Origin of the sequence: Cedecea lapagei (genome assembly GCF_900635955.1) — a bacterium.
Lineage (GTDB): Bacteria > Pseudomonadota > Gammaproteobacteria > Enterobacterales > Enterobacteriaceae > Cedecea > Cedecea lapagei.
On record NZ_LR134201.1, the window covers coordinates 3091560 to 3109772 of the forward strand.

The 18213-nt window shown below is 55.4% G+C and carries 14 protein-coding genes and 1 pseudogene; 9 read left to right on the top strand and 6 right to left on the bottom strand.

Going from position 1 to position 18213, the window contains the following annotated elements:
* Positions 1-38: 38 nt before the first annotated feature.
* The gene (gene lrp / locus EL098_RS14955) at positions 39-533 is read right to left on the bottom strand and encodes a leucine-responsive transcriptional regulator Lrp (RefSeq protein ID WP_000228469.1); all 495 of its coding nucleotides are present in this window, start codon (positions 531-533) and stop codon (positions 39-41) included.
* A 492-nt stretch (positions 534-1025) separates the two neighbouring features.
* Between lrp and trxB the strand changes: the two genes are divergently transcribed.
* The 5 genes from trxB (at position 1026) to infA (ending at position 6856) form a co-directional block, all read left to right on the top strand.
* A complete protein-coding gene (gene trxB, locus EL098_RS14960) occupies positions 1026-1994 on the top strand; it encodes a thioredoxin-disulfide reductase (protein WP_126356972.1) in 969 nt (322 codons plus the stop codon).
* A 113-nt stretch (positions 1995-2107) separates the two neighbouring features.
* Complete coding sequence (cydD, locus tag EL098_RS14965) at positions 2108-3874, top strand: heme ABC transporter permease/ATP-binding protein CydD (RefSeq protein ID WP_126356973.1); 1767 nt, start codon at positions 2108-2110, stop codon at positions 3872-3874.
* Entirely contained in the window at positions 3874-5604 is a 1731-nt protein-coding gene (cydC, locus tag EL098_RS14970) for a heme ABC transporter ATP-binding protein/permease CydC (RefSeq protein ID WP_126356974.1), read from the top strand. Before cydD ends, cydC begins: the two co-directional genes overlap by 1 nt.
* A 52-nt stretch (positions 5605-5656) precedes the next feature.
* Positions 5657-6352, top strand: coding sequence for a leucyl/phenylalanyl-tRNA--protein transferase (gene aat, locus EL098_RS14975; protein WP_126356975.1), 696 nt, complete (start codon positions 5657-5659; stop codon positions 6350-6352).
* Positions 6353-6637: 285 nt separating this feature from the next.
* Complete coding sequence (gene infA, locus EL098_RS14980) at positions 6638-6856, top strand: translation initiation factor IF-1 (RefSeq protein ID WP_002211347.1); 219 nt, start codon at positions 6638-6640, stop codon at positions 6854-6856.
* A 98-nt stretch (positions 6857-6954) separates the two neighbouring features.
* Here the strand turns inward: infA and clpA are convergent, their stop codons facing one another.
* Both clpA and clpS read right to left on the bottom strand, forming a co-directional pair.
* Entirely contained in the window at positions 6955-9228 is a 2274-nt protein-coding gene (gene clpA / locus EL098_RS14985; protein WP_126356976.1) for an ATP-dependent Clp protease ATP-binding subunit ClpA, read from the bottom strand.
* Between the two features lie 27 nt (positions 9229-9255).
* Positions 9256-9576 (bottom strand): ATP-dependent Clp protease adapter ClpS, encoded by a 321-nt coding sequence (gene clpS, locus EL098_RS14990; protein ID WP_126356977.1) that lies wholly within the window; start codon positions 9574-9576, stop codon positions 9256-9258.
* A gap of 324 nt (positions 9577-9900) precedes the next feature.
* On the opposite strand from clpS, the gene cspD reads away from it, so the two are divergent.
* On the top strand, positions 9901-10122 hold the full coding sequence (gene cspD, locus EL098_RS14995; RefSeq protein WP_008461102.1) for a cold shock-like protein CspD: 222 nt from the start codon (positions 9901-9903) through the stop codon (positions 10120-10122).
* A gap of 93 nt (positions 10123-10215) precedes the next feature.
* Here cspD and macB read toward each other — a convergent pair whose 3' ends face one another.
* Together macB and macA are read right to left on the bottom strand one after the other, a co-directional pair.
* Complete coding sequence (gene macB, locus EL098_RS15000) at positions 10216-12162, bottom strand: macrolide ABC transporter ATP-binding protein/permease MacB (RefSeq protein WP_126356978.1); 1947 nt, start codon at positions 12160-12162, stop codon at positions 10216-10218.
* Positions 12159-13274: a macrolide transporter subunit MacA gene (macA, locus tag EL098_RS15005; RefSeq protein ID WP_126356979.1), complete on the bottom strand. Its 1116-nt coding sequence runs from the start codon at positions 13272-13274 to the stop codon at positions 12159-12161. Before macA ends, macB begins: the two co-directional genes overlap by 4 nt.
* Positions 13275-13415: 141 nt before the next feature.
* On the opposite strand from macA, the gene EL098_RS15010 reads away from it, so the two are divergent.
* Entirely contained in the window at positions 13416-14363 is a 948-nt protein-coding gene (locus EL098_RS15010) for a VirK/YbjX family protein (RefSeq protein ID WP_126356980.1), read from the top strand.
* Positions 14364-14384: 21 nt separating this feature from the next.
* Here EL098_RS15010 and EL098_RS15015 read toward each other — a convergent pair.
* A pseudogene (locus tag EL098_RS15015) lies at positions 14385-16039 on the bottom strand (ATP-dependent endonuclease).
* Between the two features lie 413 nt (positions 16040-16452).
* Between EL098_RS15015 and aqpZ the strand changes: the two are divergent.
* Positions 16453-17148, top strand: a complete 696-nt coding sequence (gene aqpZ, locus EL098_RS15020) for an aquaporin Z (RefSeq protein WP_126356981.1) — start codon at positions 16453-16455, stop codon at positions 17146-17148.
* Between the two features lie 148 nt (positions 17149-17296).
* Entirely contained in the window at positions 17297-18196 is a 900-nt protein-coding gene (locus EL098_RS15025; protein WP_126356982.1) for a lysine exporter LysO family protein, read from the top strand.
* The last annotated feature ends 17 nt before the right edge of the window (positions 18197-18213 follow it).

The following is an 18213-nucleotide window of genomic DNA, read 5'->3' on the forward strand; positions in this document are numbered from 1 at the left end:
GTGTAACCAAAATACGCCAATTTTGCACCTGGCCCGTATTAACGGGTCTTAATGACCAAACGGTTACTCTGTTTGACCTCTTCCATGACAACGTAAGTACGGGTGTCGTTAACGCCCGGCAGACGCAGCAGGGTCTCGCCTAAAAGTTTACGATACGCCGACATATCCGGCACGCGTGTTTTCAACAGGTAGTCGAAATCACCGGATACGAGATGACACTCTTGAATTTCTTCAAGTTTTTGCACTGCGGCGTTAAATTGCTCAAACACATCCGGGGCGCCACGATTCAGAGTAATCTCAACAAAGACCAACAGTGAGGCATCCAGATAATGCGGGTTTAACAGCGCCGTATAGCCCTGGATAAAACCCTGACGTTCCAGACGACGGACGCGCTCAAGGCACGGCGTCGGCGAAAGCCCAACACGCTTGGAAAGCTCAACGTTAGAAATGCGCCCATCTTTTTGCAATTCGTTGAGAATATTGCGATCGATACGGTCGAGATCTTTGCCCGGGCGCTTCTTGCTATCTACCATTATTATTGTCTCTCTCTATTCCTTCCTTCACCTGCCATAACCCTGGGGACGTCAATGTTCAGGGTGTACGTGAGAAGACCGATGCCTTTCGGCTGCTATCGACATCACGCATAACGTCTGTCCACGTCATGAGTAAATTTCAATAACTCGGTAAATTTGCATCAGGCTTGCGCGAGAGCACGCGGCTTCCACATCACCAAATGTTTTTCTTCCTCGAATGTTTTCGCAAATGCTTAGGGGATTGTCAAAGCAAAACATCTATTTTTAGTGGAACGTGCCAGATATTCCATTTGGCTGATGATTATTCATCATTTTCGCCCCCTGGCCGCCGCGCTATTACAATGATTTTTTATGCCTATGGCGGTGTTATTCATTGGGCTTATAGGCAGCATCGATGACACACATCGTTAACAACATTGCTGTACCCTTTTTTTAATGCAGCGAATTCCCTACAATCACCCCCATTGTCTGTAAACGTTCAATGAGGATCTCATGGGCACAGCGAAACACAGTAAGCTGCTTATTCTTGGCTCCGGCCCTGCGGGCTATACCGCAGCGGTCTATGCTGCACGCGCCAACTTAAAACCGGTGCTTATTACCGGCATGGAAAAAGGCGGTCAGCTGACCACCACGACCGAAGTCGAAAACTGGCCTGGCGATCCTGAGGGCCTGACCGGTCCGTTACTGATGGAACGTATGCACGAGCATGCGGCGAAGTTTGAAACCGAAATTCTCTTCGACCATATCACCAGCGTCGATTTGCAGAACCGTCCGTTCCGCCTGGTAGGTGACAGCGGCGAATATACCTGCGACGCGCTGATTATTGCGACCGGCGCCTCGGCGCGTTATCTGGGCCTCCCTTCGGAAGAGGCGTTCAAAGGCCGCGGCGTTTCGGCCTGCGCCACCTGCGATGGTTTCTTCTACCGCAACCAGAAAGTCGCGGTTATTGGCGGCGGCAATACCGCGGTTGAAGAAGCGCTGTATCTGGCGAATATCGCCTCTGAAGTCCATCTGATCCACCGTCGCGACAGCTTCCGCGCGGAGAAGATCCTGATTAATCGCCTGATGGAAAAAGTGCAGAACGGCAACATCGTGCTGCATACCCACCGCACGCTGGAAGAAGTGACCGGCGACCAGATGGGCGTGAGTGGTCTCCGTCTGCGTGATACGCAAAACACCGATATTACCGAAGAGCTGGAAGTCGCAGGCCTGTTCGTCGCTATCGGCCACAGCCCGAATACCGCGATTTTCAACGGTCAGCTGGAGCTGGAAAACGGCTACATCAAAGTGCAGTCCGGCATTCACGGTAACGCGACTCAAACCAGCATTCCAGGCGTGTTCGCCGCCGGCGACGTGATGGATCATATCTATCGTCAGGCCATTACCTCAGCCGGCACCGGCTGTATGGCTGCTCTGGACGCCGAGCGCTATCTGGACGGCCTGGCCGAGCAGTGTAAATAAATTAAAGATGTTAAAAAAGGCGACCTTGCTGGTCGCCTTTCTTGTTTCTGCGATGTAACATTGCCTGTCAAAATTGCCTGAGAATTCCTTCTTCTACCAGCATCTGGCACGCGATGAATAAAACCCGTCAGCAAGAACTTAGCCTCTGGCTAAAGCAGCAAAGCCTTATCTCCCGCCGTTGGCTCGGCCTGTCACGCCTGCTCGGTTTGATCAGCGGGTTACTGATTGTTGCCCAGGCCTGGCTGCTGGCCCGCATTCTTCAGCACATGATTATGGAAAATATTCCGCGTGAAGCGCTGCTCCTGCCGTTTATTTTGCTGATCCTGGTGTTTGTTCTTCGCGCGTGGGTCGTCTGGCTGAGAGAAAAGGTCGGTTTTCATGCCGGACTTCATATCCGCCAGGAGATTCGCCGTCAGGTGCTGGATCGACTGCATCAGGCCGGACCGGCGTGGATTCAGGGTAAGCCGGTAGGCAGCTGGGCGACGATGGTGCTCGAGCAGATAGAGGATATGCACGACTACTACGCGCGCTATCTGCCGCAGATGTCGCTGGCCGTCATGGTGCCTCTGCTTATCATCATCGCCATTATCCCAATCAACTGGGCCGCAGCGCTCATTTTACTGGGCACCGCGCCGCTTATCCCGATCTTTATGGCGCTGGTCGGAATGGGCGCCGCCGATGCGAACCGCCGTAATTTCCAGGCGCTGGCAAGGCTGAGCGGCCACTTCCTCGACCGCCTTCGCGGTATGGAAACGCTCCGCGTATTTAACCGCGGCGCTGCAGAAACCGAAAATATTCGTGTCGCAAGCCAGGACTTCCGCCAGCGCACCATGGAAGTGCTGCGCATGGCGTTTCTCTCCTCCGGCGTGCTCGAGTTCTTCGCCTCTTTATCCATCGCCGTGGTTGCCGTCTATTTCGGTTTCTCCTACCTTGGCGAGCTTAATTTCGGCCACTACGGCACCGGCGTCACGCTGTTTGCTGGCTTTATGGCCCTGATTCTCGCCCCCGAATTTTTCCAGCCGCTGCGTGATATGGGAACCTTTTATCATGCCAAAGCCCAGGCCGTAGGCGCTGCGGATACGCTGATGACCTTCCTCGACTCGCCGCTCCAGCATCCCGAACAGGGAACTGCCCAGCTGGCTGGCAATGGGCCATTCGCTATTGAAGCCCGCGAGATGACAATCCTGTCTGCCGAAGGAAAAGTGCTGGCGGGGCCGCTTAACTTTACCCTTCCTGCCGGGATGCGCGTGGCGCTTGTCGGCCAAAGCGGTGCGGGAAAAAGCTCCCTGCTGAATCTCCTTTCCGGCTTCCTTCCCTACCAGGGCCAGCTGCTGATTAACGGCGTAGAGCTGGCGAAACTGTCGCCTGAATGGTGGCGCCAGCAGCTTAGTTGGGTGGGACAAAACCCACAGCTACCGGCCGCCACGCTGCGGGACAATGTGCTGCTGGGCATGCCGGATGCGGACGATGCGCATCTGCAGTCTGCGCTGGAGAAAGCCTCCGTAACCGAGTTTCTGCCCCTGCTGCCTCAAGGCCTCGATACCCCTGTCGGCGACCAGTCTACGCGCTTGTCCGTGGGCCAGGCTCAGCGAGTGGCCGTTGCCAGGGCATTGCTTGCCCCCTGCGGCGTTTTGCTGCTGGATGAACCGGCGGCAAGCCTTGATGCCCATAGCGAACAGCGTGTTATGGAAGCGCTTACGGAAGCATCACGCCAGCAAACCACGCTGATGGTGACTCACCAGCTGGATTACATCAGCGACTGGGATCAGATTTGGGTAATGCGTAACGGGCAGATTGTTCAGCAAGGAAGCTTTGCCGAGCTCTCCGCTGAAGATGGCCCCTTTGCGGTATTACTGGCCAGCCGCCAGGAGGAGATTTAATGCGCGCCCTGTTGCCTTACCTGGCGCTTTATCGTCGCCATAAGTGGTTATTGTCCTTAGGCATTGTGCTGGCCATTGTCACCCTGCTTGCCAGCATTGGCCTGCTAACGCTCTCGGGCTGGTTCCTTTCGGCGTCGGCCGTGGCGGGCGTCGCCGGCCTCTACAGTTTCAATTACATGCTGCCCGCCGCAGGCGTTCGCGGCGCGGCAATCGTCCGTACAGCGGGCCGTTATTTTGAGCGTCTGGTCAGCCACGACGCCACCTTCCGCGTGCTGCAGCATTTACGTGTTTCAACTTTCAGCAAACTGCTGCCGCTCTCCCCTGCCGGGCTTGCACGCTTTCGCCAGGGGGAACTGTTAAACCGGGTAGTCGCGGACGTCGATACGTTAGATCACCTCTACCTGCGGGTTATCTCACCGCTCGTTGGCGCCTTTGTTGTCATCCTGGTGGTCACTTTTGGCCTGAGTTTCCTCGATATCGCCCTGGCGTTAACCCTTGGCGGCATTTTACTCGCGACCCTGATCCTGCTGCCGCCGCTGTTTTATCGCGCCGGGAAGCCAGCCGGTGAGGCTCTGACCCTCCAGCGCGGTCGCTATCGGGAACAGCTGACCGCCTGGCTACAAAGCCACGCAGAGCTCACTATTTTCGGCGCAGCAGCCCGCGCTCGTGAACAGTTAGATACTACGGAAAATTGCTGGCAGGAAGCCCAGCGTCGCCAGGCCGGGCTTACGGCGCTGTCTCAGGCCGTGATGCTGCTTATCAGCGGCATTGCCGTGCTGACGATGCTGTGGATGGCGTCGGATGGGGTCGGTGAAAGCCAGTCTCCCGGCGCGCTGATTGCCCTGTTCGTGTTTTGTGCGCTGGCGGCCTTCGAGGCGATGGCCCCGGTCACCGGCGCCTTCCAGCATCTCGGTCAGGTCATTGCCTCTGCGCTACGCGTGACGCAAATTACCGGCCAGGCTCCTGAGGTCACCTTCCCCGCGGCGGCTCAGCCCGAACAGCAGCAGGCGGCCCTGGAGATCCGTGGAATAAGCTTTACCTATCCGGGGCAAAGCCAGCCTGCTCTGAAAAATATTGATTTGTCAGTCAGCGCCGGCCAGCGCATTGCCATCCTCGGGAAAACCGGCTGCGGTAAATCCACGTTGCTGCAATTGCTGACGCGGGCCTGGGATACTCAGCATGGGGAGATTCAGCTTAACGGTATTGCCCTTAGCGCTTACGATGAATCCAGCCTGCGTAAGGCTACCAGCGTTGTACCGCAGCGCGTGCATCTGTTCAGCGCAACGCTGCGCGATAATCTGCTGCTGGCAGCCCCTGAGGCAAGCGATGAGCAGCTCAGGGCTGCGCTGGAACAGGTTGGTCTCGAGAAACTGCTCGACGACGGCGGGCTCAACGGCTGGCTGGGTGAAGGCGGTCGTCAGCTTTCCGGCGGAGAGCTTCGCCGCCTTGCGATTGCGAGAGCGATACTGCATAACGCCCCACTGATGCTGCTGGACGAACCCACCGAAGGGTTAGATGCTGAAACCGAGCGTCAAATTCTTGATTTATTGGCTGAAGTCACCCGAGATAAAACCGTGTTGATGGTCACACACCGCCTGCGGGGGTTGAACGCTTTTGACAGCATCATTGTGATGGACAACGGGCAAATAATTGAGCAAGGTAATCACGCTGAATTGATGGCGTCCGGCGGACGTTATTATCAATTTCGCCAGCGCCTTCAGGCGTTCTGAATAGACTATTATCAATTTATTATTGCGCTATTGCTCTGGAGTGTTGGCCGTCATGCGCCTGGTTCAGCTTTCTCGTGACTCGATTGCCTTTCCCTCGCCGGAAGGGGCGTTACGTGAACCCAATGGGTTACTGGCGCTTGGCGGCGACCTTGGCCCTGCTCGTCTGCTGATGGCCTATCAGCGCGGCATTTTTCCGTGGTTCTCTCCCGGAGACCCTATTCTGTGGTGGTCTCCCGATCCTCGCGCCGTGCTCTATCCGGAGCAGTTCCACCTTAGCCGCAGCATGAAGCGCTTTCACCGCACTTCGCCCTATACTGTCACCTTAAATCATGCCTTCGAGCGCGTGTTATACGGCTGTGCCAGCGACCGAAACGAAGGAACGTGGATCACCGCAGAGATTGTCGAAGCCTATTTACGCCTGCACGAACTAGGTCACGCTCATTCCATTGAAGTGTGGAACGGTGAGCAGCTGGTTGGCGGCATGTATGGCGTCGCACAGGGCGCATTGTTCTGCGGCGAGTCGATGTTCAGCCGGCAGGTTAATGCCTCGAAAACGGCGCTGCTGATTTTCTGCCAACACTTTATTCACCACGGCGGTCAATTGATCGACTGCCAGGTGCTTAATGAGCACACGGCATCACTGGGCGTGATTGAAATTCCTCGCAGGGATTATCTGCAGGCCCTGGCGGAGCTTCGGCCTCGGCATTTAGGCTCCCACTGCTGGGTTCCGCAGACGCTGAAGCCATAATGTTTAACAACACATTTTATGTGAGGGTGTTATAATTAGCGCCGCTAAGTGGCTTTTGCCTGTTACCCCGCCGTCGTCTGGGATTTATTGTTTAAGGGAATACCCTCTCATTTATCTCTTTGCGCTCATCATCGCAGACGTCGCTACGCGGCAAGCCGATGACCGGCGGGTAATAAGCAAAATGTACTTTCACTGGTGATTTCACCAACAATTCTTTACATGATAAGCGAACTTCGGCATTATCTTGCCGGTTCAAACTACGGTAGTGATACCCCAGAGGATTAGATGGCCAAAGAAGACAATATTGAAATGCAGGGTACCGTACTTGATACGTTACCTAACACCATGTTCCGCGTTGAGCTGGAAAACGGGCACGTGGTTACCGCTCATATCTCCGGTAAAATGCGCAAAAACTACATCCGCATTCTGACGGGCGACAAAGTCACCGTTGAGCTGACCCCGTACGACCTGAGCAAAGGCCGCATTGTCTTCCGTAGCCGTTGATAGTTTTGTTTCCGCGGCCTGAGATGGGCGGCGTTGAGAGTTAGTCGTAATAGAAAGGCCGGGCGATGCCCGGCCTTTTTTATGCCCGATACCCAGCGCTAGTGCGCCGCTTCCGGCTTGTGCTTCTGCGCGCTGGCAAAGCTGTAGGTCAGCTGCTGCTGCTCTTTATCCAGCGCAACGGTGACCTGTCCGCCGTCCACCAGGCTGCCGAACAGCAGCTCGTTAGCCAGCGGTTTTTTCAGGCTGTCCTGAATGACACGCGCCATTGGGCGAGCGCCCATCGCACGGTCATAGCCCTTCTCTGCCAGCCAGTCACGCGCTTCCTGACTCACTTCCAGCGAAACGCCTTTCTGATCCAGCTGCACCTGAAGCTCGACGATAAATTTATCCACCACCTGATGAATCACCTCGGTCGAGAGGTGGTTGAACCAGATAATGTTGTCGAGACGGTTACGGAACTCCGGCGTAAAGATCTTTTTGATCTCCTCCATCGCATCGGTGCTGTTGTCCTGACGGATAAGCCCGATGGATTTACGTTCGGTTTCCCGTACCCCGGCGTTGGTGGTCATCACCAGAATCACGTTGCGGAAGTCCGCTTTGCGCCCGTTGTTATCGGTCAGCGTCCCGTTATCCATCACCTGCAGCAGCAGGTTAAAGACATCCGGATGCGCTTTCTCAATCTCATCAAGCAGCAGAACGGCGTGCGGATGCTTAATGACCGCGTCCGTCAGCAGGCCGCCCTGATCAAAGCCGACATAGCCCGGAGGCGCACCAATCAGGCGGCTGACCGTATGGCGCTCCATATACTCGGACATATCAAAGCGCAGCAGCTCAATGCCGAGCGACTTCGCCAGCTGCACCGTCACTTCGGTCTTACCGACCCCGGTAGGACCGGCAAACAGGAATGACCCGACGGGCTTGTGATCCTGGCCGAGGCCAGCACGGCTCATCTTGATGGCTTCGGTCAGCGCTTCAATCGCCTTATCCTGGCCAAACACCAGCATTTTCAGGCGATCGCCAAGGCTTTTCAGCGTATCGCGATCGCTCGCGGAGACGCTTTTTTCCGGAATACGCGCAATGCGGGCGACCACGGTTTCGATATCGGCCACGTTGACGGTTTTCTTACGCTTGCTGACCGGCATCAGACGACTACGTGCGCCAGCCTCATCAATCACGTCGATAGCCTTATCCGGCAGGTGTCGGTCATTGATGTATTTCACCGCCAGCTCAACCGCGGCGCGAATCGCCTTCGCGGTATAGCGAACGTCGTGGTGCGCTTCATATTTCGGCTTCAGGCCGTTGATAATCTGCACCGTCTCTTCAACGCTTGGCTCAGTAATATCAATCTTCTGGAAGCGACGCGCCAGCGCACGGTCTTTTTCGAAGATGTTGCTGAACTCCTGGTAAGTCGTGGAGCCGATCACGCGAATTTTGCCGCCGGAGAGCAGCGGTTTAATCAGGTTAGCGGCATCGACCTGGCCACCGGAAGCCGCGCCAGCGCCGATGATGGTGTGGATTTCATCAATAAACAGGATGCTGTTTTGATCCTGTTCAAGCTGTTTCAGCAGCGCCTTGAAGCGTTTTTCAAAATCACCACGGTATTTGGTTCCGGCCAGCAGAGAACCGATGTCCAGCGAGTAGATGGTGCAGTCGGCCATCACTTCCGGCACGTCGCCCTGCACGATTCTCCACGCAAGCCCTTCGGCAATCGCGGTTTTACCCACGCCGGATTCGCCGACCAGCAGCGGGTTGTTTTTACGGCGACGGCAAAGAACCTGGATGGCTCGCTCCAGCTCTTTATCGCGGCCAATCAGCGGATCGATCCCGCCAACGCGCGCAAGCTGATTAAGATTGGTGGTGAAGTTTTCCATACGTTCCTCCCCGCCTGCTTGCTCTTCGTTGACCGGATTTTCAGAACCCGATGACGGATTCGGTTCATCTTTGCGCGTGCCGTGGGAGATGAAATTCACCACGTCAAGGCGGCTCACTTCATGCTTGCGTAGCAGATAGGCCGCCTGGGACTCCTGCTCGCTGAAAATGGCCACCAGCACGTTGGCGCCGGTGACTTCGCTGCGCCCGGAGGACTGGACGTGGAACACCGCTCTCTGCAGCACACGCTGGAAGCTGAGCGTCGGCTGAGTGTCGCGCTCTTCAACGTTAGGTGGCAGGACCGGTGTGGTTTGTTCGATGAAGGCTTCGAGTTCCTGTCGCAGCGCCACCATGTCCACAGAACACGCTTCCAGCGCTTCGCGGGCAGATGGGTTACTGAGCAACGCCAGTAACAGATGCTCGACGGTCATAAACTCATGTCGGTGCTCGCGCGCTCTGGCGAAAGCCATGTTTAAACTGAGTTCCAGTTCTTGATTGAGCATAGGCACCTCCCCAAATTATCGGCCTTGTCAGACCTTTTCTAGCGTACACAGCAACGGGTACTCGTTCTCCCTTGCATACTGGTTCACTAACGCTACTTTGGTTTCCGCTACTTCTGCAGTAAAGATGCCACAGATAGCTTTACCCTGATAGTGAACCGTGAGCATCAATTGCGTTGCACGTTCAACATCATAAGAAAAGAACTTTTGCAGCACGTCAATAACAAATTCCATTGGCGTGTAGTCATCGTTCATCAGTATAACTTTATACATGGAGGGCGGTTTTAGCGTTTCGCGCAGTTTATCCGCCGCCATTTGGTCAAAGTCCAACCCGTCGTTCGTCTTACCCATTGCGATCTATCATCGTTTGTTGATGCCCAACACGCTGTCAGGCGAGGCCTTATAGTTGAGTGTAATACGCTTTTAGCAAACGTATTGCATCGCATTCGATCCCGCTACCTTTTCCCTCAAGGGAGCTATATCACATTAATGGCAATAGCGTTAACTGCTTCAAATTTTTGACTCATTGTTGCCTTTCCTGCCCCGCCAGGCGCTTGACGCAGTGTATAAAATATCTACATTGTAGCGGGGTGAGTTGGCGAGGTTTTGAACAGCCCGCCCTAACCCACCGGTTGATTCCCTCTCACTATTAAGATCTACGAAGGATGTCGAAGCATGGAGACGGGTACTGTTAAATGGTTCAATAACGCCAAAGGGTTTGGTTTCATCTGCCCGGAAGGCGGCGGCGAAGATATTTTCGCCCACTACTCCACCATTCAAATGGACGGATACAGAACGTTAAAAGCCGGACAGCTTGTCAGGTTTGATGTACACCAGGGACCTAAAGGCAATCATGCCAGCCTGATAGTTCCCCACGAGGCGGAAGCTGTCGCCTAGCGCCCCGGTTAGCCCGGTGCCTTTGTTAATTGTGTACATCCCACAGATAAAATGCCAGCCCGGAAAGCTGGCATTTTTATTGCCAGCGACGGATTACTCGCGCGCCAGGGCATCGACAGGGTTCAATCGCGCCGCGTTTCTTGCCGGCAGCCAGCCAAACAGCACCCCCGTTGCGGTCGAACAGGCAAACGCGGTGAGCAGGGCAACGGGCGAGAAGCCTATCTGCCAGCCCGGCAGCACCAGCTGCAGCGTGAAAGCAATCAGCAGCGACAGGGAAATGCCCAGCGCCCCGCCGACCAGGCAAACCAGTACCGCCTCAATTAAAAATTGCTGCAGAACATCGCTGGCTCGCGCCCCTACCGCCATGCGGATACCAATCTCTTTGGTACGTTCGGTGACCGACACCAGCATAATATTCATCACGCCAATACCGCCGACCAGCAGCGAAATGACCGCCACCAGCGTCAGGAACAGCTGTAGAGTACGTGTGGTCTTTTCTGCCGTTTTCAACAGCCCGTCCATGTTATAGCTGAAAAAATCCTTCTTGCCGTGGCGTAGCGACAGCAGGCGATTCAGCTGCTGCTCCGCCTCGTGGCTGTCATATCCCTCTTTCACCCGCACGGTAATGGCGTTAAGCCAGCTCTGCCCCATCACCCGCCCGGCCATCGTGTTATAGGGCAGCCAGACGCGCAGCACTTTGCTGCTGCCAAACATCGACTGTTTTTCTTCCGCCACGCCAATCACCGTCGCCGGCATATTGCCAACCAGAACCACCTCGCCGACAACGTCGCTTTTGTTGGGGAACAGCTGCCTTTTACTGTTGGCATCCAGCACCACAACCTGGGCGCGATTGTTCATCTGCTCGGCATTGAAGGTCGCGCCCTGGCTCATCGTCATGCCGTAAACATCAAAATAGTCACCGCTAACCCCGTTGACGCTGGCCGCTGCGTCTACGTTTCCGTAGCGCAGGCGCAGATTACTGGAAAGAGAAGGCGTGGCCGAGCTCACCCAGGGCTGCTGGCGAATAGCGAGCAGATCGTCATACTTCAGCGCCTGCTGGAACTGCGGATTGTCATCGCCAAAATCCTTGCCGGGATAGACATCGATAGTATTGGTGCCGATGGAGCGAATATCTTCCAGCACCATCTGTTTCGCGGCATCCCCCACCACCACGATGGAGACCACCGAGGCAATGCCAATAATAATGCCAAGCATGGTCAGCAGCGTGCGCATCTTGTTCGCGGCCATCGCCAGCCAGGCCATCCCCAGCGCCTCGCGGAAGCTGCTGATAACCTGCTGAATAGAAGAACCGCTTCTTAGCGCCTGATTTTCAACCGCATGCGCTGCAGGTTGATGAGCGGGTGGAGGATTACTGATAATTTCGCCGTCGCGAATTTCGATAATTCGCTGCGCCTGCGCCGCTACCGCCGGATCGTGGGTCACAATAATTACCGTATGACCACGCTCTCGCAGTTGCTTAAGGGTGGCCATGACTTCTTCGCCTGAATGGCTGTCCAGCGCGCCGGTAGGTTCATCGGCCAGAATGACCTGTCCACCGTTCATCAGCGCACGCGCGATACTGACTCGCTGCTGCTGCCCGCCCGAAAGCTGTGAAGGAAGATATTCCACCCGCTCCTTTAGCCCAAGGCGTCCCAGTAGCTCATGCGCCCTCTGCTGCCGCTGGGCTCTCGTTGTCCCGGCATAGACCGCAGGAACCTCAACGTTTTGCGAAGCGGTAAGATGAGAAAGCAGATGGTAGCGCTGGAAGATAAACCCAAAGTGTTCACGCCTAAGCGTTGCCAGCGCATCGTTATCCAGCCCTGCCACATCCACGCCTGCCACCTTATAGCTGCCGTGGCTTGGCTTATCCAGACAGCCGAGAATGTTCATCAGCGTGGATTTACCGGAGCCGGACGCGCCGACAATCGCCACCATTTCCCCGGCTTCAATCGTCAGGCTAATGCCCTTCAGCACCTCGACCTGCTCTTCACCGGAGGGATAGCTACGACGAATATCCTTCAGCTCAAGCAGCGCCGTCATTTGCTGCTCCCGGCGTTGGCGCGGCCAGTCACCACCTCTTCGCCCTCTTCCAGGCCGTTAACGACCTGCACCTGCGTGTCATTACGCATGCCGATGGTGATTTCACGCACTTTCGTTTCGCCGTTCCGCAGCACAGTGATGTTATAGCGGTTATCACCGACAGGTTCACCCAGCGCGGCAAGCGGAATGGTCAGAACATCTTTCACGCCGCCAAGCTGAATGTGCACCTGGGCGGTCATGTCGAGGCGCAAAATGCCCTTCGGGTTAGGGACTTCAAAACGGGCATTGTAGAAGATGGCCTCGTTGACCTTTTCCGGCGTCGGCAGGATATCCTTCAGCACCCCTTCGTAGCGGGTCAGCGGGTCGCCCAGCACGGTAAACCAGGCTTTCTGGCCCGGCTTCAGATGAATAACGTCGGCTTCTGATACCTGCGCCTTCACCAGCATGGTGCTCAAATCCGCCAGCGTCAGAATATTCGGCGCCTGCTGAGCGGCAATCACGGTTTGCCCCTGCAGCGTGGTTATCTGCGTCACTTCCCCGGCCATTGGCGCGACGATACGGGTGAACTCAAGGTTCGTTTTCGCGGTGCTCAATGAAGCCTGATTACGCTTTATTTGCGCGTCAATCGTTCCAATTTGCGCCTGTTTGACCGCCAGATCGGTGGCCGCTTTATCAACATCCTGACGCGAAACTGCCTGGGTATTGGCCAGCATCTTCTGGCGAGACAGCGTCACGTCGGCAAATTTGCTTTCCGCTTCGGCCTGAAGACGCTGCGCCCGCAGCTCCAGCAGGGTCGCCTCCACCTCCTTCACCTGGTTCTCCGCCTGTTCGGGATCGATAACCCCGAGGAGCTGATCTTTTTTCACTTTATCGCCAATGCTTACCGACAGGGTTTTTAGCTGCCCGCTCACCTGCGCGCCGACATCAACTTTGCGAACGGCGTCCAGCTTTCCGGTCGCCAGGACGCTCTGCTGGAGTGAGGACTTGCGTACGATCAGGGTCTGATATTGGGGGGCAGGGGTACGCAAAAACTGCCAAAGCCAGAGGAAAAATATCACCACTAACAGCGCGTATAGCCAGTAACGCTTTTTAAATTTTCCCTTGATTTTCATATGTATCCTGCAATAGCTAAGCGATGATTAAACAATTCTTAAACAAACTGCACAATGTGAAGAAGTGTAAAAGCGATTGAATATCGGTTGACGTCCGGCGTGCTGAAATACCGCCATCTTAGTCGAATTCAGGTTTTAATTATGTCCCAGATTGCTGCCGCGCAAGTAACCGAAACACTGCCCCAAACTGGCTGGAAACTCTTCCTTTCATTAGCGACAGGTCAGTGGCAGCCGGGGGCATCGTGGGCCAAAAAGGCTTATCGTCGCAAGTTTATTTTACGCTCCATGGTGATGCCCGCGCATACCGCCAGCCTGATGAACAGCCTGGCCGCCCAGCCGCACCTCTCCAGCATGCTCAACGCCCAGCCGGGTCTGCCTTGCCGCCTGCATCGCCCTTACCTTGCGCTGCCGCTCAGCCGTAAGCATACGCGTGAGGCCATCGGTTACCACTATCAGAAAATAACCGAAAAAATGCCGAAAAAGCTGTTGAGCGGCCACTTCTCGACCGAAGGGTATCGTCTGGCTACGCTTATCGGTAAAAATAACGAACTGATGTTTATCGATCTCAGCTCTCATGATATCGAGGGCAAAGAGGGCGAAGCCTTCCTGAATTTCTGTAATGAGGACGGCGTTCCGCTCGCCCGCATGACCTTCACCCTTAACCAGTTCGAAGGGAAAAACACCCTGTTCATTGGCTGCCTGCAGGGCGCAAAACCGTGGGTTCCTCATGAAGCTATTCAGGCTGCCACCAAAGCCTGCCACGGCCTGTTCCCGAAACGTATGCTGCTTGAAGTGGCCTGTGAACTGGCGAAACTTCTCGACGCTGAGCGTATTCTGGCCGTGAGCAACAGCACCCATATCTACCGCTCATGGCGCTATGAGAAGAAGAAAAAAGAGAGCTTACACGCCGACTATGACAGCTTCTGGCTATCGATGAGCGGTGAGCTCCGCGCCGACGGCCTGTTTGCGCTGCCGTCCAGCGTGGAACGCAAACCTCTGGAAGATATTGCGAGCAAAAAGCGCGCCGAATATCGCCGCCGCTACGAGCTGCTCGACGGCATGATGAGCAATATTAACAGCCACTTCTAAACCTGCATCCCCCGCCGGGCGCTAATCCGCCCGGCCGCGCGCCAGCCACAGCACCCGGGAAAACATTTTACGCAGCAAAGGCGGAATAGCATCCACCCCACGCCGCCCTGCCTCCAGCGCCACCTCTATGGCTAAGTCCGGCTTTGACGAACGATGAATCGCTTTGGTGATAACCCGGCGCAAATTCATCGGCACGTTTTCGGGGATCTGCGCTACGCGGTGAAAGACATCGGAAAACCCCTGCCGATACATAAAGTGCTCCATATCGAGCGCCGGCAGCGCCGTGAGATGATCCCGCTCCTGATCACGATCGTTATCGAGTAAGCCGCGTACCGTCGCGGCGTATTTTTTACCTGCATCATCGCCGTCCACCAGCACGTGCCACTCGATTCCCATGCGGCGGGCAAACTTAATTAACGGCCGCAGGCCAGATTGCGCAAACTCAATGACCTTAACGCCTTCAGCGTCGAAATGGTGCCCGCACTGGCGCGCCAGCTCGTTCATCACCCAAACTTCCGTTTCTCCCTCCACCAGCAGCCAGCAGCGGGAAAAAAGCGATGACGCGCGGTTAAAACGAATATGAAAGGCAATTCGCCTGCTATCTTCGGCATTCATACCGCCCGGACCTAACCGCCACGCCGCCACTTTTGATGATTCACGCACCAGGCGGCAGACCTGTTCAACCGGCGTCAACGACAGTAATTCGCCGGAGTTTGTGGTGGTGATTTTCTGCAGCGGCAGCAAATTCAGCAGATGCCAGGCGACCGACAGCATAATCGGATGCAGACGTGTTTCCGGATCCTCCACCAGCAGAAGCGGCCGTGCGTCCCGATCGAGCGCGACGCTGCCCTTTGCCTGCAATAAAGTAGAGAACATCCCCAGCAGGATCATACGGTGCGAACGGCTGCCCGGTTTATCAATCATACGGTTGATAACATCGAGATAGCGCCAGCTGCGCTGCTCATCATGGGAGCGCCGACGCATCAGCCGCTGATGGGCAACGGCGCCCTGCTCGGAAAAATAGTGCTCCAGCAGCTGCACCATGGCGGAAAGCCCCTGCCGTAGCTGAGAATCAGTAAGATTTTGCGGTCTGGACACCAGCTCCCGCGCCAGAAAATCAAGCTGCCGCGCCGTCATCTCTGTTTCAGGCATTTCGGGCATACTGCCGTTGCGCAGCCGCCGCATAAAGCGTGCATCCCTGAGCCGCAGAACGGGGTTCAGACGCGTGATGTTCATTGCCATCTCGTCTATTTCATCCAGCGCAAGCGGCTGGCCATGGGCATCAAGAAAACTGCGGAGCGTTAAGACCGTGCCTTCATCCCCAAGCTCTCCCTCCAGGCGGTAATAAATACGATGGAACCCGTCATTACCGGCAATCCAGACCGGCGACAGGTTCCGATATCGCCGCCCTAAATGGTGGCCCGCTGCCGCCTCACGAAACGTCAGGATGATATGCAGGTGGCTCTCACGTCCGTGCATCTCCCCCGGCGGAAAATAGAAATCCTCACGTCCAAAATGGTAGAGCTCACGGTGCGGAGAAAGCAGCAGCGTCAGCGCATCAAGCAGGCTAGACTTCCCCAGGCGTTTTCGCCAATCAGCACATTGTTTTGCTCAAGCATTAACGACAAACGATTAATACCGCGAAAGCCAACTACCTCAACCCGCTCGAGAAACATACCGCCTCCTGTGCACTCGCTTTTATTTCCCTGGTTCTTTTCGAGTATAGCGGCAACCAGCAGGGCAATGTCACCGCGCAATGTCAAAGCGTTACACGATATAACCCGTCGCCCTTCACAAGTTCGGTTCGCTGAAGCCTCTTTTTTTTTGCTATCCAGAACATTCTTACTTCATTCAAAGATAATCTATACTTGTCACACCTCTCCTCAATACAGGAATAACACCGCATTGCCCTAAATCAAAAAACAGGAATTTATTGTGCTGGTGGCGAATTGACGGAATACCTAATATTAACGCGAATTTAATATTACTTTCGTCATTCACTTAATGACGGTGAATTAGCGACAATCGGGTTCGTGTGATTTAGCGCGTGAGCCGTAAGTTGTTTCCAGGTTTTTTAGCTGAGGTGGTTATGTTTAGAAAATTAGCAGCCGAGTTTTTCGGGACATTCTGGCTGGTATTGGGTGGCTGTGGTAGCGCGGTATTAGCGGCAGCATTTCCGGAGTTGGGCATTGGTTTTGCAGGAGTGGCGCTGGCCTTTGGTTTAACCGTGCTGACCATGGCTTTTGCCGTCGGCCATATCTCCGGCGGACACTTTAACCCGGCAGTGACCCTTGGCCTGTGGGCCGGTGGCCGTTTCCCGGCAAAAGAGGTGATTGGCTATATCGTCGCCCAGGTTATTGGCGGTATTGCCGCAGCCGGGATCCTTTATTTAATTGCCAGCGGTAAAGCCGGCTTTGACGCTGCCGCCAGCGGATTCGCCTCCAATGGTTACGGTGAACACTCACCGGGTGGATATTCCATGCTCTCGGCCATTGTGATTGAAATAGTTTTAACCTGTGGCTTCTTAATTGTTATTCATGGTGCCACTGATAAATTCGCGGCACCGGGTTTTGCTCCCATTGCAATTGGCCTGGCATTAACCTTAATCCACTTAATTAGCATTCCCGTCACCAACACTTCTGTAAACCCGGCGCGCAGTACCGCTGTCGCTATTTTCCAGGGCGGTTGGGCACTGGATCAGCTGTGGCTGTTCTGGGTCATGCCAATTATTGGCGGTATTCTTGGCGGCGTTATTCACCGCACCCTGCTGGAGAAACGCAGCTAACTCTTTTGGCAGGCTCCCGACAGGGGGCCTGCTCTTTCTTTTACTTCCCCGCCTGACCCTTTTTATTCGTCTCTGCTCGACTCATTTCCCTTCTTTCGGTAGTGTGACATCCGCCGTAACATTTAAACCAAAAAGGATTGTCTTTCCCATGCTGTCAGGATTGCTCATTATCCTGGTGCCGCTGATCGCCGGCTACCTTATCCCGCTGAAACAACCTCCTCTGCTCAGGCTGATTAACCGCCTGCTGAGCTGGATTGTCTATGTGATCCTGTTCCTGATGGGCATTAGCCTGGCGTTTCTGGATAACCTCGCCAGCAACCTGCTGACCATCCTTCATTACTCGGTCATCAGCGTTGTTGTCATTCTGCTGTGTAACGTCGCGGGCCTGCTGCTGCTGGAGCGTTCCCTGCCCTGGCGGCATCAGCACAGGCAGGAGAAGCTCCCTTCCCGCCTTGCGATGGCGCTGGAGTCCCTGCAGCTCTGTGGCGTGGTCGCCCTCGGCTTCCTGCTGGGGCTGACCGGGTTTGAAGTGCTGAAATATGCCACTGAGGCCAGCGAATATACGCTTATCTTCCTGCTGCTGCTGGTGGGGATCCAGCTGCGCAACAGCGGTATGACCTTCAGACAAATCGTGCTCAACCGCCGCGGCATGATCGTCGCCATCGTGGTTGTCGTGAGCTCACTTATTGCCGGTGTGATTAATGCTTTTCTTCTCGGTCTGCCGATCAAAACCGGCATGGCGATGGCTTCCGGCTTTGGCTGGTATTCGCTGTCCGGGATCCTGATGACCGAGTCTTACGGACCGGTGATCGGCAGCGCCACCTTCTTTAATGACCTGGTACGCGAGCTGCTGGCTATTATGCTGATCCCGGCCCTGGTTCGCCGCAGCCGCTCGACGGCGCTTGGCCTTTGCGGAGCCACCTCAATGGACTTTACCCTGCCGGTTCTGCAGCGCAGCGGTGGGGTAGAAATTGTGCCCGCCGCCATCGTTCACGGTTTTATTCTTAGCCTGCTGACGCCGCTGCTGATTGCCTTTTTCGCCTCCTGATCCCTCCCTGGCGGCAG

Excerpts from the sequence above, each read along its gene's own strand:
- lrp (WP_000228469.1), bottom strand. The coding sequence starts at position 533 with ATGGTAGATAGCAAGAAGCGCCCGGGCAAAGATCTCGACCGTATCGAT.
- trxB (WP_126356972.1), top strand. The coding sequence starts at position 1,026 with ATGGGCACAGCGAAACACAGTAAGCTGCTTATTCTTGGCTCCGGCCCT.
- cydD (WP_126356973.1), top strand. The coding sequence starts at position 2,108 with ATGAATAAAACCCGTCAGCAAGAACTTAGCCTCTGGCTAAAGCAGCAA.
- cydC (WP_126356974.1), top strand. The coding sequence starts at position 3,874 with ATGCGCGCCCTGTTGCCTTACCTGGCGCTTTATCGTCGCCATAAGTGG.
- aat (WP_126356975.1), top strand. The coding sequence starts at position 5,657 with ATGCGCCTGGTTCAGCTTTCTCGTGACTCGATTGCCTTTCCCTCGCCG.
- infA (WP_002211347.1), top strand. The coding sequence starts at position 6,638 with ATGGCCAAAGAAGACAATATTGAAATGCAGGGTACCGTACTTGATACG.
- clpA (WP_126356976.1), bottom strand. The coding sequence starts at position 9,228 with ATGCTCAATCAAGAACTGGAACTCAGTTTAAACATGGCTTTCGCCAGA.
- clpS (WP_126356977.1), bottom strand. The coding sequence starts at position 9,576 with ATGGGTAAGACGAACGACGGGTTGGACTTTGACCAAATGGCGGCGGAT.
- cspD (WP_008461102.1), top strand. The coding sequence starts at position 9,901 with ATGGAGACGGGTACTGTTAAATGGTTCAATAACGCCAAAGGGTTTGGT.
- macB (WP_126356978.1), bottom strand. The coding sequence starts at position 12,162 with ATGACGGCGCTGCTTGAGCTGAAGGATATTCGTCGTAGCTATCCCTCC.
- macA (WP_126356979.1), bottom strand. The coding sequence starts at position 13,274 with ATGAAAATCAAGGGAAAATTTAAAAAGCGTTACTGGCTATACGCGCTG.
- EL098_RS15010 (WP_126356980.1), top strand. The coding sequence starts at position 13,416 with ATGTCCCAGATTGCTGCCGCGCAAGTAACCGAAACACTGCCCCAAACT.
- aqpZ (WP_126356981.1), top strand. The coding sequence starts at position 16,453 with ATGTTTAGAAAATTAGCAGCCGAGTTTTTCGGGACATTCTGGCTGGTA.
- EL098_RS15025 (WP_126356982.1), top strand. The coding sequence starts at position 17,297 with ATGCTGTCAGGATTGCTCATTATCCTGGTGCCGCTGATCGCCGGCTAC.